Origin of the sequence: Burkholderia sp. D-99 (assembly GCF_011605345.1) — a bacterium.
Lineage (GTDB): Bacteria > Pseudomonadota > Gammaproteobacteria > Burkholderiales > Burkholderiaceae > Burkholderia.
Genome location: NZ_JAAOXM010000012.1, coordinates 107,726 through 121,793, shown reverse-complemented (window position 1 = coordinate 121,793; position 14,068 = coordinate 107,726). Strand labels below are relative to the sequence as shown.

Genomic DNA, 14,068 nt, shown 5'->3' with positions numbered 1-14,068 from the left:
ACGTGAACCGGTTCGAGCGGCGAACAAAAAAACCGCACGCAACACGGAGTTGCGTGCGGTGCGGTCACCATCGGGCGGCTCCTGGCCTGGCGCGCGTTATGCGTATTCCGACATCGGTACGCACGAGCAGAACAGGTTGCGGTCGCCGTAGACGTTGTCCGCGCGGCCGACGGGCGGCCAGTACTTGTTCGTGCCGAGCGTCGCGACCGGGTACGCGGCCTGCTCGCGCGAATACGCGTGCGGCCATTCGTTCGCGGTGACGACGGCCGCCGTGTGCGGTGCGTGACGCAGCGGGTTGTCCTCGCGGTCGGCGCGGCCTTCCTCGACCGCACGGATTTCGTCGCGGATCGCGATCATCGCGGCGATGAAGCGGTCGAGTTCTTCCTGCGATTCCGATTCGGTCGGCTCGACCATCAGCGTGCCCGGCACCGGGAAGCTCATCGTCGGCGCGTGGAAGCCGTAGTCCATCAGGCGTTTCGCGACGTCGTCGACGCTGATGCCGCTCGATTCCTTGATCGGACGCAGGTCGAGAATGCACTCGTGCGCGACCAGCCCGCCCGGGCCCGAATACAGCACCGGGTAGTGCGGCGCGAGGCGCTTCGCGATGTAGTTCGCGTTGAGGATCGCGGTTTCCGTCGCGGCGGTCAGGTTCTTCGCGCCCATCATCGCGATGTACATCCACGAGATCGGCAGGATCGACGCCGAGCCGTACGGGGCAGCCGATACCGCGCCGATGCCGCTTTCGTCGCGCGCGTAGCCGGTCGAACGCTGGTTCGGCAGGAACTTCGCGAGGTGCGCGCCGACCGCGACCGGGCCGACGCCCGGGCCGCCGCCGCCGTGCGGGATGCAGAAGGTCTTGTGCAGGTTCAGGTGCGACACGTCGCCGCCGAACTGGCCCGGCGCGGTCAGGCCGACCATCGCGTTCATGTTCGCGCCGTCGACGTACACCTGGCCGCCGTGCGCATGGACGATCTCGCAGATCTCGCGGACGTTCTGCTCGAACACGCCGTGCGTCGACGGATACGTGATCATGATCGCCGCGAGGTCCTTCGCGTGCTCGTCGGCCTTCGCCTTGAGGTCGGCGATGTCGACGTTGCCCTGCGCGTCGCATGCAACGACCACGACCTTCATGCCGGCCATGTGTGCGGATGCCGGGTTCGTGCCGTGTGCCGATGCCGGGATCAGGCACACGTCGCGGTGGGCTTCGCCACGCGAGGCGTGGTACGCGTGGATGATCAAGAGGCCCGCGTACTCGCCCTGCGAGCCCGCGTTCGGCTGCAGCGACACGGCCGCGTAGCCGGTGGCCGCGACGAGCATCTGCTCGAGCTGGTCGATCATCTCGCGGTAGCCGACGGTCTGCTCGGCCGGTGCGAACGGGTGGATGCCGCCGAACTCGGGCCACGTGACCGGCAGCATTTCCGACGTCGCGTTCAGCTTCATCGTGCACGAGCCGAGCGGGATCATCGAGCGGTCGAGCGCGAGATCCTTGTCCGACAGGCTGCGCAGGTAGCGCAGCATTTCGGTTTCGGAATGGTGGCGGTTGAACACGTGGTGCGTCAGGTACGCGCTCGTGCGCTCGAGGCCGGCCGGCAGCGCGGCAACGCCGGCGAGGCCTGCGTCGAGGGCTTCGACGGCCGGCGCGGTGCCGCCCGCGGCTTGCGCGAACACGGCGAGGAGATCGGCGAGGTCGTCGCGCGTGGTCGTTTCGTCGACCGACACGCCGACTTGCGTGTCGCTCACGCGGCGCAGGTTGATGCGCTTGGCCTTCGCGTATTCGTGAACCTGCGCAGTGCGCGCGCCGGTGTCGATCGTCAGCGTGTCGAAGAACGTGTCGTTGACGGTCGTGAAGCCGAGCTGCTTCACGCCGGCGGCGAGCAGTGCCGCGATGCGGTTCACGCGCAGCGCGATCGTCTTCAGGCCGTGCGGGCCGTGGTAGACCGCGTACATGCTGGCCATGATCGCGAGCAGCGCCTGCGCGGTACACACGTTCGACGTCGCCTTTTCGCGGCGGATGTGCTGTTCGCGCGTCTGCAGCGCGAGGCGCAGCGCGGGCTTGCCCTGCGCGTCGACCGTCACGCCGACGAGGCGGCCCGGCATCTGGCGCTTGAATTCGTCACGCACCGCGAGATACGCGGCGTGCGGGCCGCCGAAGCCCATCGGCACGCCGAAGCGCTGCGTGTTGCCGATCGCGACGTCCGCGCCCCAGTCGCCGGGCGGCGTCAGCACGGTCAGCGCGAGCAGGTCGGCCGCGACGACCACGTGGCCGCCGGCCGCGTGGATCGCTTCGGTGAGCGCGCGGTAGTCGCGCACGTCGCCGTTCACGCCCGGGTACTGCAGCAGCACGCCGAATGCATTCGATTGGGCGGCATCTGCGGCCGGGCCCGTCTTGACCTCGATGCCGACCGGCAGCGCGCGCGTGCGGATCACTTCGAGCGTTTGCGGCAGCACGTCGTCGGCGACGTAGAACACGTTCGACGCCGGCTTGCCGGTGCGCTGCAGCAGCGTCATCGCTTCGGCCGCGGCGGTGGCTTCATCGAGCAGCGACGCGTTCGAGATCGCGAGGCCCGTGAGGTCGGCCACCATCTGCTGGAAGTTCAGGAGCGCCTCGAGGCGGCCCTGGGAAATTTCGGGCTGGTACGGCGTGTAGGCCGTGTACCACGCCGGGTTTTCGAGCACGTTGCGCAGGATGACGGCCGGCGTGTGCGTGTCGTGGTAACCCTGACCGATATACGAGCGGAACACCTGGTTCTTGTCCGCGAGAACCCGCAGCGCGGCGAGGGCTTCGGCCTCGCTCTTCGGCTGCGCGAACGGGCCGAGCGGCAACGTTTCGGCGCGGCGGATCGAGGCCGGGATCACGGCGTCCATCAGGGCGGCGCGCGACGCGAAGCCGAGCGTGTCGAGCATGGCCTGCTGGCTGGCGGCGTCGGGGCCGATGTGGCGTTCGGCGAACGCGTCGTGCGTTTCGAGCGCGGCGAGCGAGAGGGGCGTGCGGTTCATCAGGCGGTCCGGGTGTTCGAGCTTCATGGCGTGACTCTGGTCCCGCGCGAGCCGGCTGGCTGGCCGGCCGCGCGCAGTTCGGGTAAGGGAATTAGTCGATCAGCTTGCTGTAGGCGGCAGCGTCGAGCAGGCTGTCGGTCGATGCACCGGCCGCGAGCTTGATCTTGAACAGCCACGTGTCGTACGCGTCGCTGTTCACCTCTTCCGGCGTGTCGACTGCGTCCGCGTTGATCGCGACCACCTCGCCCGACACCGGCGAATAGATGTCCGACGCGGCTTTCACGGATTCGACGACGCCGATCGCGTCGCCTGCCTTCACCTGCTTGCCGACGGGCGGCAGTTCGAGGAAGACGATGTCGCCGAGCGTGTTCTGCGCGTGATCGGTGATGCCGATCGTCAGCGTGCCGTCGGCTTCAGTGCGGATCCACTCGTGTTCGTCGGTGTACTTCAGATCGGCCGGGACGTTGCTCATCGGATGCTCCTGATAAAAGGGTTTGTTCGTTCTGTTGGCGCGCCGCCGGGGCGCGCCGGGTGTGGTGTTGCGCCGGGCGCCATCTCCCGGCTTCCCGGGAGGCGGGCCTCCCGGCCGTTACGCAGCGAGGACCTTGCCGTTGCGCACGAACGGCAGTTTTACCACGCGCGCGGGAAGATTCTTGTCTCGAATTTGCACCTGGACCAGGTCGCCGATCTGGACGGCCGCCGGCACGCGTGCGAACGCGATCGATTCCTGCATCGACGGCGAGAACGTGCCGCTCGTGATCTCGCCTTCGCCGTGCGGCGTGACGACCTTCTGGTGCGCGCGCAGCACGCCGCCCGCCTTGCCGTTTTCCTTCTGCAGGATCAGGCCGACGAACGCGGCGCGGGTGCCGTTGGCTTCCAGTGCGGCGCGGCCGACGAACTCGCGTGGGGCGCTGAGGTCGACCGTCCACGCGAGGCCCGCGTCGAGCGGGGAGACGGTGTCGTCCATGTCCTGGCCGTACAGGTTCATGCCGGCCTCGAGGCGCAGCGTGTCGCGCGCGCCGAGCCCGCACGGACGCACGCCGTTTTGCTGCAGCGCGTTCCACAGCGCTTCGACGTGCACGGCCGGGACGATGATTTCGAAGCCGTCTTCACCGGTATAGCCGGTGCGTGCGACGGTGAGATCGCCGAACGGCGTGGCGGCGACTTGCGCGGCGTTGAACGGCTTCAGCTCGCTGGTGGCGGCGCGCGCGGCGGGCACCGTCGTCCAGGCCTTTTCGCGGGCGTTCGGGCCTTGAACGGCGACGATCGCGAAATCGCGGCGCGGCGTGATCGTGACGCCGTAGCCGCCTTGCTCGTTCAGCTGGTTGAACCACGCGATGTCTTTCTCGGCCGTGCCGGCGTTGACGACGACGCGGAAGAATTCTTCGGTGAAGTAGTAGACGATCAGGTCGTCGATGACGCCGCCCTGCGGATTGAGCAGGCACGAGTAGAGTGCCTTGCCGGGCGTCTTGAGCTTGCCGACGTTGTTCGCGATCGCATGCTCGAAGAACGCGCGCACGCGGCTGCCGGTGAAATCGACCACGCACATGTGCGACACGTCGAACATGCCGGCGTCGGTGCGCACGGCTTCATGTTCTTCGATCTGCGAGCCGTAGTTGACGGGCATGTCCCAGCCGCCGAAGTCGACCATGCGGGCATTGAGCGCGCGGTGCGCGGCGTTGAGCGGGGTGTGATTCAGTGCAGTCATCGAGGCCTCAGGCAAGGCGCTTGCGCGCGGATCAGAACGGCCATGTGCCGACCACTGCGGCCGACGGCCTGCGAGCGATCCGGTACATGCCCCTCTGTCCTCGATACCTGAGAGATTGCGCTGCCGGCAAAGCCTGGCGAACGCGCGCCCCTTCGGTGGGCAGCTTGCCCGCGCAGCCTATGCGCTGCGGGCTACTGCCGCTCTCCAGAGTGCGGGGAGAGTGTGCCCGCGCGATGCGCGGACGGGATTCCCCGACGCGGTCGGTCCTTTTGCCTGAGAGTTTGCGGGTGTGCCCCTTCGGCGGCGCAACCGGGCTGAAACAGCACGGTTACACGCTCTCCCGACGCGTGCGGGCGACTGTACGCGAGCGGGTGGGCCTTGTCAATTTGAGCAAAAGAATGTCGCTTCGCGACAAGCGACTACAAGCGGCGGCAGCCGGTGCCGCCGCTTTTTCCGCTCCGGCGGGCGCCGGTGCGTTACTCGCCGATCGCGCGCGCGGCCGTGTCGAGTTCCTGGTTCAGCACGCGCTGCTCGTCGCCGGACAGGCCGCCGCTATGTTGTGCGGACATGTCGTTCGCTTCCTGGCGGATCACGTCGAGCCGGTGGTGAAGTTGCGCGCCGTACGGCGGCGGGTAGTAGCCGCCGTTCACGCGCGCATCGATGCGGCGGTGCAGGTTGTCGATCCGGCCCTGGATCTGCTGCATCCGCTCGTTCGCGACGACCTGCGGGTTCGGCCGCGGCGGGGGTGCCGGGCGGACCGGCTGCTGCGGCTGCACGATACAGGCCGCAAGCGAGGAAACCAGGACGCAGCACGCTGCTGCGCGAATCAACCGTTGCATCAACATTCTCCAGACGGATTGGTGTCGGATCGACTTTTTTGAGAAACGCATCAGACCGGTCGGACGCTGACTTTCGTTCCCCCGGCATTTGTAACCGAATGTTCCTGTAATCGAATCCGCCGGGCCAGCCGCGCGCGTGCCGGCCGGCCGCGACTGGCACGCGCGCGGTGTCAGATCGCGCGGCGCACGAACGGCAGCCGGCGGCCGTCGTGCTCGCTCTGCGCGGCGAGCTCGATGATCGTCATCACGTCGACGGCGTCCTGCGCGGTGACGGGGAACGGCGCACCGTCGCGGATCGACGCGGCGAGCGCGCGGTAGAACTCCGCGTACTGGCCGTCGAGTGTCGGCACCGGGCGCTCGACCTCGACCTCGCCGTCGAGTACGCGCAGCAGGCCGGGCGGGTTGCCGCCGCCGAATTCGACGTCGTCCGCGGTGAGGCCGGCCTTGAGCTGGTCCTCCTGCGTGTCGAGGCCGAACTTCTGGTAGCTGCCGCCTGTGCCGTGCAGCGTGAAGCGAGCGGGCTCGATCGCTGACAGCGCGCTCGCATGCAGCGCGACGTCCTTGTCCGGATAGCCGAGCTGCAGATGCACGAAATCGGGCGCCGTGCCATGGTCGCGGCGCGTCTTGACGGTCGCGCTCACCGTATCCGGCAGGCCGAACAGCGCGAGCGCCTGGTCGATCAGGTGCGGGCCGAGGTCGAGCAGCAAGCCGCCGCCGCGGGCCGGCTCCTCGCGCCAGCGCGTGCGCGGCGTCGGGCGGAAGCGGTCGAAATGCGACGCGAAATAGGTGAGGCGGCCGAGTTCGCCCGATTTGACGATGTCGCGCACGGTGAGGAAATCGCCGTCCCAGCGGCGATTGTGGAACGGCGCGAACAGCCGGCTGCGTGCGTTCGCGAGCCGGGCGAGCGCGAGCGCCTCGTCGGCGGTGAGCGTGACGGGCTTGTCGACGACCACGTGGCGGCCGGCTTCGAGCACCTGGCGCGCGAGCGCGAAGTGCGTGTCGTTCGGCGTGGCGATCACCACGCATTCGATGTCGTCGAGGCCGAGCAGCGTGTCGAGATCGGGGACGACGCGCGCGCCCGGATACGCGGCCTGCGCGCGATCGGGCTGCCCCGTCGCGATCGCGGCGACTTCAGTGCGGCCGCTCGTGGCGATCACGGGCGCGTGGAACGTCGCGCCGGCGAAACCGAAACCCATCAAACCAATCCTGAGCAATGACGACATGGCAATCCCTGGCTGCGAAGGAAACTAAAGGATGGTGCGCCGAGACGGCGCGAAGACGACCGGCTATTTTGGCATGGCGCCGCCGCTTGTACTGGCGCGTTCCGGCGAAACGCGCGGCGCGACGCGGCGCTTGCGCAAGGAAAGCCGGCATTTTGCGCGGGCCCGCGTGCCGTACGTGCGGGCCCGCCCGGCTGCCCGTGCGGCGAACGTCCGGTGCAGGGCGCCGCGCCGCGTCATGCGGCTGCCCGCTGCAGCACGGCGGCGGCGACCTGCGCGGCCCACACGGCGCAGGCGGCTGCACCGGGATGGAAGCCGTCGGTGGCCATCAGGTGGCGCTCGAGCGGCAGCTCGACGCGCAGGAACGTGCAGTGCGGCTGCGCGGCGGCCCACCCGGCGAGCACCGTGTTGAGCCGCTTTGCACGCAGCCCGAGGTACCACGCGAGCGGCTGCGGCAGTGCCGGAAAGCGTTCCATCGGCGGCACCGCCGACAGGATCGCGTGCCCGACCCGGAAGCGCGCGGCGAGCAGCCGGACGAGCTCGGCCTGCTGCGCCTGCCAGCGGGCCGGCGGCACGCCGCCCGTCACGTCGTTGACGCCGAGCGACGTGACGGCCACGTCGAACGGCTCGGCCGGCTCGGCGGCGAGCCAGTCGACGAGCTCCTGTGTAGTGAGGCCCGTGCGCGCGAGCAGCTTCCAGCTCACGCGGTGGGTGGCCGCGAGCGCATTCGCCAGCTGGCCGGACAGCGCGTCGCGCTGCGTCGCGACGCCGACGCCCGCGGCGGCCGAATCGCCGACCACCAGCACGCGCAGCGGCGGGCCGTCGCCCGCTTCGCCGCTGCGCGGGCCGGCCGCCTCGGGCAGCCGCGGCGTGACGCGGCGCACGTAGCGTCCCTGCGCGAACAGCAGCGGGCCAAGGGCGGCGGTGGCGAACGGGTATCCCATGATGTTGATCCGGTGGCGGTTCAGGCGGGCTCGCGCGGAGCGGCGCCGGGTGCGCATATTGTGGCCGATCGGTGCGCGAACGGGGCCGGATTGGCCGGACGGACAGGGGGCGGCCGCGGGATCCGCCCGCGCAGCCCCGCCCGGCGGCGCTCCCGAAAAGCGCGCCGCCGACGTGTTAACATGCGCGTCCTGCCCCGCGTGTCCGCCTGCTTCGCCAGCCCGTCGCGCACGGCATCCTCCCGGCGTTCCGCCGTCAACCGCAACACCATCCGCCATCATGTCCGCAGGCCTCAATCCCGCCCAGAACGAAGCGGTGCGCTACCTCGACGGTCCCTGTCTCGTGCTCGCCGGCGCGGGCAGCGGCAAGACCCGCGTGATCACGCAGAAGATCGCGCACCTGATCGAAGCGAAAGGCTTCGAGCCGCGCCACATCGCCGCCGTCACGTTCACGAACAAGGCGGCCGCCGAAATGCGCGAGCGCGTGGGGAAGCTGCTCGAGGGCAAGACGCTCACCACGCCCGGCAAGGAAGGCCGCAAGGTGCCCGTCAACCAGCTCACCGTTTGCACGTTCCACTCGCTGGGTGTGCAGATCCTGCGCCAGGAGGCCGAGCACGTCGGCCTGAAGCCGCAGTTCTCGATCATGGATTCGGACGACTGCTTCGGGATGATCCAGGAGCAGCTCGGCACGACCGACAAGGGCCTGATCCGCAAGGTCCAGAGCATCATCTCGCTGTGGAAGAACGGCCTGATCATGCCCGACGAGGCGATGGCGATCGCGGCCAACGAGGACGAGCACCAGGCCGCGCTGGTCTACCGCAACTACGTCGCGACGCTGCACGCGTACCAGGCGGTCGACTTCGACGACCTGATCCGCCTGCCAGCCGAACTGTTCGCGAAGAACGAGCAGGTGCGCGACCGCTGGCAGAACAAGCTGCGCTACCTGCTGATCGACGAGTACCAGGACACCAATGCGTGCCAGTACGAGCTGCTGAAGCAGCTCGCGGGCCCGCGCGCCGCGTTCACGGCGGTCGGCGACGACGACCAGGCGATCTACGGCTGGCGAGGAGCGACGCTCGAGAACCTCGCGCAGCTCGGCAAGGATTTCCCGAAGCTGCACCTGGTCAAGCTCGAGCAGAATTACCGGTCGACGGTGCGCATCCTCACCGCCGCGAACAACGTGATCGCGAACAACCCGAAGCTGTTCGAGAAGAAGCTGTGGTCCGAGCACGGGATGGGCGATTCGATCACCGTCACGCCGTGCAACGACGAGGAGCACGAGGCCGAATCGGTCGTGTTCCGGCTGTCCGCGCACAAGTTCGAGCGGCGCGCGCAGTTCCGCGACTACGCGATCCTGTATCGCGGCAACTTCCAGGCGCGCATCTTCGAGCAGGTGCTGCGGCGCGAGCGGATTCCCTATGTGCTGTCGGGCGGCCAGTCGTTCTTCGACAAGGCCGAGATCAAGGACCTGTGCGCCTACCTGCGGCTGATCGCGAACGCCGACGACGATCCCGCGTTCATCCGCGCGGTCACGACGCCGCGTCGCGGGATCGGCAACACGACGCTCGAGGCGCTCGGCTCGTTCGCGGGCCAGGCGAAGGTGTCGCTGTTCGAGGCCGTGTACATGGGCGGGATCGAGGCGCGGCTGTCCGCGCGGCAGGTTGAGCCGCTCAGGATGTTCTGCGACTTCATCCAGCGCCTGACCGACCGCGCGGACAAGGAACCCGCGACCGTCGTGCTCGACGACATGATGGAAGCGATCCACTACGAGGCGTACCTGTACGACGCGTTCGACGAGCGCCAGGCGCAGTCGAAGTGGCAGAACGTGCTCGAATTCCTCGAATGGCTGAAGCGCAAGGGCACGAAGCCCGAGACGGCGGCTGTCGATGGTGAGGCCGAGGGCTTCCACAACGCGGACGGGCTCGCCGATACCGGCAAGAACCTGCTCGGCCTGATCCAGACCGTCGCGCTGATGTCGATGCTCGAGGGCAAGGACGAGGATCCGGACGCCGTGCGGCTGTCGACCGTCCATGCGTCGAAGGGGCTCGAGTATCCGCATGTGTTCCTGGTCGGCGTTGAGGAGGGCATCATGCCGCACCGCGGCGGCAGCGAGGACGACGGCCCGATCGACAACGAGCGGATCGAGGAGGAGCGCCGGCTGATGTACGTCGCGATCACGCGCGCGCAGCGCAGCCTGCACCTGAACTGGTGCAAGAAGCGCAAGCGGGCGCGCGAGACGGTCGTATGCGAGCCGTCGCGCTTCATCCCGGAGATGGGGCTCGACGACGCGCCGCCGCCCACGCCGGAAGAGGCGCCGATGTCGCCGAAAGACCGGCTCGCGAGCCTGAAGGCGCTGCTGCAGAAGTGAGGCGGTGGCGCCGTCGGGCGCGCGGTGTTCCGACGGTCCGACGATCAGGTGGTAAGGCGGTAAGGCGGCCGGGCAAAAACAAACCCCCGCGGTGCGCGTGCGCCGCGGGGGTTTTTTCTGGTCGGCGGAAGTATTACTTCGCCGAGTTGACCATGTAGTCGACGGCGGCCTTCACGTCGGCGTCCGACGCGCTCGATCCGCCCTTCGGCGGCATTGCGCCCTTGCCGTGCAGCGCGTAGTTGTAGACCGTGTCCATCGAGTCCTTCAGGCGCGGCGCCCAGTCTTCCTTGCTGCCGAACTTCGGCGCGCCGAGCACGCCTGCTCCGTGGCAGGCCACGCAGGTCGACGAGTACAGCGCCTTGCCGGCCGTTGCCGCATCGGCGCTGGCCGGGGCGGCTGCGGGTGCTTCGCCGGCCTTCGGGATCGCGGCGATCGCGGCCTGTGCGGCGGCGATCTGCGCGCTCGCGGCGTCGGCCGGGCCCGATGCGCCTGCCGCGCCGCTGGCGGGCTGCGCTGCATTGGCGGCCGGTGCTGCCGGTTCGGGGAAGTTCGCGCCGTCGTTGTTCGCCATGTAGACGATCGCGCGGGCGATTTCATAGTCGCTGACGTCGTCGGGGTTCGTGCCGCCGCGCGGCGGCATCGCGCCCTTGCCGGCCAGGGCCGTCTTCAGCAGCGTGTCGAAGCCTTGCGAAATGCGCGGCGCCCAGTCGTCCTTGTTGCCGAACTTCGGCGCGCCGGCGGCGCCCGTGCCGTGGCAGGTTACGCACACGGCCTTGTAGACTTCCTCGCCGGTCTTGTACGTGCGGGGCGCGTTGGCGTCCTTCACTTCGACCTGCGCGAGCGGGGCGACACGCGCGGCGACCTGCTCGTCGGATAGTGCATCCGTACCGGCGCCGGCGCGGAATGCATGGTTCGCATAATTGGCGAACAGGACGATCAGGATGATCGGAATCGCGAACGACGCGATGATGACGGCAATCAGCTGCCCGGGAGTTTTGACGGGAGATTCGTGGGGTGCTTCGCTCATGCTTGCCTCGTCTCCGTGAATAGGAATTGTGAGCGCGGTGCAACGGCAAAATGGCAGTCCAATGAAGCCCGGTCGATTATAGACGGAACGTTTACATCACGGCGAGCGGCGCGATGGCGCGTGTTTACCCGCACGCAGCGCGGTGCGGCGGCGATTCTGTGGGCAAGGTGGACGCGTCATGGGAAACCGGGTATCCTTGCCGTCTTGCCAATTGTGGGCGGCCTGTATATTGGGGTCGCTTCACTGTCACACGCGCCCGTAGCTCAATGGATAGAGTACTGCCCTCCGAAGGCAGGGGTTGCTGGTTCGATCCCAGCCGGGCGCGCCAAAACATGCCTGTTCAGGCTTTCGGCGATTCCGCCGCACCACTCGCATCACCCTTTCCCCGCTTGCAGTAATATTCCGGCCGGCTATCAGCGTGGCGGTTTCCGATCGCGTGCACATCCGACCCGGCGAAACCATGCGCCTGTGCGGTTCGACGCGCTCGAAGCCCGCTTGAAACGCCGATTGAACCTGTCGACCGAAACGAGGAACAGCCGCACCGAAGCGGGAGCGGCGATCACCGCATGAGCAAATCCCTCCCTGTTCAGTTCATCAACGGCCCGGACGGCACGCCGGCCTTCGCCGTGATTCCGTACGCCGACTATGTCGCGCAGCAGTCCGGCACACGCGACCCGATTCCGCACGCGCTCGTGACGCGCGCCGTGTTCGACGGAAGCTCGCCAGCGCGCGCGTGGCGCGAGTATCTCGGCCTGACGCGGGCCGAGGTCGCGCGGCGGATCGGCATCAGCCGATCCGACTATGCGAAACAGGAAAAGCGCGAGAAGCTGCGCAAGTCGATGCGCAAGAAAGTCGCGGCCGCGCTCGACATCACGCTTGCGCAGCTCGATTTCTGACCCGCGATGCAGCACGGCGAGCGGCCCGGGATGCAGCCGGCCGGCCGCCGTCACGCCGCGTCGCCGTTGTGCGAGAATCCCCCGCAACGACAACTCCAAGCGTCGATCGCGGCGGCCGTCCGCGCATCGCGCCGACTCCCGATGGCTGCCATCCCGTCTACCTCGACCGCAGTCGATGCCCGCGCGCTCACCGAGGCGCAGCAGGCGCTGCTCGCGCGTTTGCATACGTATTCCCCTGACGACCCGAACGCGCCGCTGCCGTACAGCCGGCGCCTTGCCGAAGCCGAAGGCTGGTCGCATGCGCACGCGCTGGCGGTGATCGACGAATACAAGCGCTTCGCGTTTCTCGCGCAGGCGGCCGGACACCCGGTCACGCCGCCGGTCGCGGTCGATGCCGCGTGGCATTTCCACCTGCAATACACGCTCGAATACTGGGACGTCTTCTGCGCCGGCGTGCTGCGCGCGCGGCTGCATCACATGCCCGGCACGGGCGTGCCGGACGAGGCCGCCGTGTACGCACAGCGTTACCGCGACACGCTGGACAGCTATCGCCGGCTGTTCGGCTGCGAGCCGCCCGAGTCGATCTGGCCGCGACCGCCCGGCTTGCGCGGCGCATCCGGATCGCCGCGGCCGGAACCGTCGGCCGTGAACGCGGCGGGACGCGCGGATGCGCCGGCCGCTCCATCGGCAGGCAGGCGTTGGCGCGACCGGCTGCCGAAACTCGCATGGCCGGCTGCCGCCGCGAGCGTCGCCGCGACCTGTGCATCGGCGCAGGACTTCAACGTGCTGAACTACGCGGGGCCGCAGTTTCTCGCGTTCTATGTGCCGGTATGCGTGGTCGCGTTGTTGCTGATCATGGTGCTTCAGGCGATCGAATTCCGCCGCCGCCGCTGGGGTGGGCGCACGCGCAAGGCGTCGGCCGACCTGAGCACCGACGAAGTCGCCTATCTCACCGGCGGCGAAGCACGGGTCGCCCAAGTCGTGACGATGTCGCTCGCGCAGGCGGGCGCGGTCGACCTGTGGACCGTTCCCGGGCAGGGTGGCTACGTGCAGATCGCCGACGTAGACCGCGCGGGTCGCCATGACGACCACTGCGCGTGGCTCAAGGAGCAGCCGTCCGGCACCGTGCGCTACGACGTGTTTCGCGAGCGGCTCGCGGGGTATGCGCAGGAGGTCGTCGACGGGATGCGCGCGCAAGGCTGGCTGTGGGCGCCCGGCGAGATGCGTGCGTCGCGCCTGGCTGCGCGCGCGATCGTGCTGCTCGTGCTGGGCACGGGTGCCGCGAAACTCGCGGTCGGCCTGAGCCGCGGGCGGCCCGTGCTGCTGCTCGCCGTGTGCATGGCGGTGTTCGCGGTCGCGTACCGGCTCGTCGCGCGGCGGCTGACCGGCTTCGGGCGGGGCGGGGCGACGGCTGCCGGGCGGGCCGCGCTGCTCGCGCGCCGGATCTCGCACGATCCGCGGGCCGCGCGAAATTCGCGACCGCCGCAACTGCTGCAACCCGATACGCACGCAACGCAGCAGGCGCAGGATCGCGAACGCGACGATCCGGACCCACTGTTGTGGACTGCCGCGCTGTTCGGCGCGGGTGCGCTGGCCGGCACCGCATGGTCGATGTATTCGCAAACCGTGCAGGCCGCGTCGCGGATGTCGTCGCTCGCCGCTGTGAAAGCGGGCAGTGGCAATTCGTTCGACGCATCGGACAGCAGTTGCTCGTCGTCGAGTTGCAGTTCGTCGAGTTCGTGCAGTTCCAGCTCGTGCAGTTCGAGCAGTTGCGGCGGGTGTTCGTCGAGTAACTGAGCGCGGGGCGCGGCGCCCGGGAATGAGGGGCGCGCGTCGTTGGTGAAGGCTGCGGCAACACATCGCCACGGCGGCCGGCTTCCGTGCGGAACGGGCCGGCCGGGTCGACGCGACGATTCTGCCGACGCCCGGGCATCACGAAGGAAAATCGGACGCCAACGCTCGAGCGCCGAATGATTCGCGCACCCGCCAGCGGCCCTGACGGCAATGCCAAAGCGCCGCGCGGCGCATCCAGGCAGCGAACGCGGCACCGCACCAGGGCCCCATCGCCGGAA

The 14,068-nt window shown here is 68.8% G+C and carries 10 protein-coding genes, 1 tRNA gene and 2 riboswitches; of the genes, 4 read left to right on the top strand and 7 right to left on the bottom strand.

The window, feature by feature from the left end; genetic code table 11:
• Nucleotides 1-96: 96 nt before the first annotated feature.
• The 6 genes from gcvP to HAV18_RS31400 form a co-directional block, all read right to left on the bottom strand.
• The gene (gene gcvP, locus HAV18_RS31425; RefSeq protein ID WP_166963829.1) at nucleotides 97-3,024 is read right to left on the bottom strand and encodes an aminomethyl-transferring glycine dehydrogenase; all 2,928 of its coding nucleotides are present in this window, start codon (nucleotides 3,022-3,024) and stop codon (nucleotides 97-99) included.
• A gap of 64 nt (nucleotides 3,025-3,088) precedes the next feature.
• Nucleotides 3,089-3,469 (bottom strand): glycine cleavage system protein GcvH, encoded by a 381-nt coding sequence (gene gcvH / locus HAV18_RS31420; RefSeq protein WP_059232767.1) that lies wholly within the window; start codon nucleotides 3,467-3,469, stop codon nucleotides 3,089-3,091.
• A gap of 117 nt (nucleotides 3,470-3,586) precedes the next feature.
• A complete protein-coding gene (gene gcvT, locus HAV18_RS31415; protein WP_166963828.1) occupies nucleotides 3,587-4,705 on the bottom strand; it encodes a glycine cleavage system aminomethyltransferase GcvT in 1,119 nt (372 codons plus the stop codon).
• 84 nt (nucleotides 4,706-4,789) lie between these two features.
• Nucleotides 4,790-4,923, bottom strand: a riboswitch (glycine riboswitch).
• A gap of 32 nt (nucleotides 4,924-4,955) precedes the next feature.
• A riboswitch (glycine riboswitch) is annotated at nucleotides 4,956-5,058 on the bottom strand.
• A 123-nt stretch (nucleotides 5,059-5,181) separates the two neighbouring features.
• Nucleotides 5,182-5,544 carry a hypothetical protein gene (locus HAV18_RS31410; protein WP_027788671.1) on the bottom strand — a complete coding sequence of 121 codons (363 nt, stop codon included), beginning with the start codon at nucleotides 5,542-5,544 and terminating at the stop codon, nucleotides 5,182-5,184.
• A gap of 170 nt (nucleotides 5,545-5,714) precedes the next feature.
• Nucleotides 5,715-6,767: an oxidoreductase gene (locus HAV18_RS31405; RefSeq protein ID WP_166963827.1), complete on the bottom strand. Its 1,053-nt coding sequence runs from the start codon at nucleotides 6,765-6,767 to the stop codon at nucleotides 5,715-5,717.
• Between the two features lie 233 nt (nucleotides 6,768-7,000).
• Entirely contained in the window at nucleotides 7,001-7,708 is a 708-nt protein-coding gene (locus HAV18_RS31400) for an SGNH/GDSL hydrolase family protein (protein WP_166963825.1), read from the bottom strand.
• A gap of 277 nt (nucleotides 7,709-7,985) precedes the next feature.
• Between HAV18_RS31400 and HAV18_RS31395 the strand changes: the two genes are divergently transcribed.
• Nucleotides 7,986-10,073 (top strand): UvrD-helicase domain-containing protein, encoded by a 2,088-nt coding sequence (locus HAV18_RS31395; RefSeq protein WP_166963824.1) that lies wholly within the window; start codon nucleotides 7,986-7,988, stop codon nucleotides 10,071-10,073.
• Nucleotides 10,074-10,206: 133 nt separating this feature from the next.
• Here HAV18_RS31395 and HAV18_RS31390 read toward each other — a convergent pair whose 3' ends face one another.
• Nucleotides 10,207-11,100 carry a cytochrome c5 family protein gene (locus tag HAV18_RS31390; RefSeq protein ID WP_166963822.1) on the bottom strand — a complete coding sequence of 298 codons (894 nt, stop codon included), beginning with the start codon at nucleotides 11,098-11,100 and terminating at the stop codon, nucleotides 10,207-10,209.
• A gap of 252 nt (nucleotides 11,101-11,352) precedes the next feature.
• Here HAV18_RS31390 and HAV18_RS31385 point away from each other — a divergent pair.
• From HAV18_RS31385 to HAV18_RS31375, 3 genes are all read left to right on the top strand, one after another.
• Nucleotides 11,353-11,428, top strand: a tRNA-Arg gene (locus HAV18_RS31385).
• Nucleotides 11,429-11,666: 238 nt separating this feature from the next.
• A complete protein-coding gene (locus HAV18_RS31380; protein ID WP_166963821.1) occupies nucleotides 11,667-11,996 on the top strand; it encodes a helix-turn-helix domain-containing protein in 330 nt (109 codons plus the stop codon).
• 141 nt (nucleotides 11,997-12,137) lie between these two features.
• A complete protein-coding gene (locus HAV18_RS31375) occupies nucleotides 12,138-13,793 on the top strand; it encodes a TIGR04222 domain-containing membrane protein (RefSeq protein ID WP_166963819.1) in 1,656 nt (551 codons plus the stop codon).
• The last annotated feature ends 275 nt before the right edge of the window (nucleotides 13,794-14,068 follow it).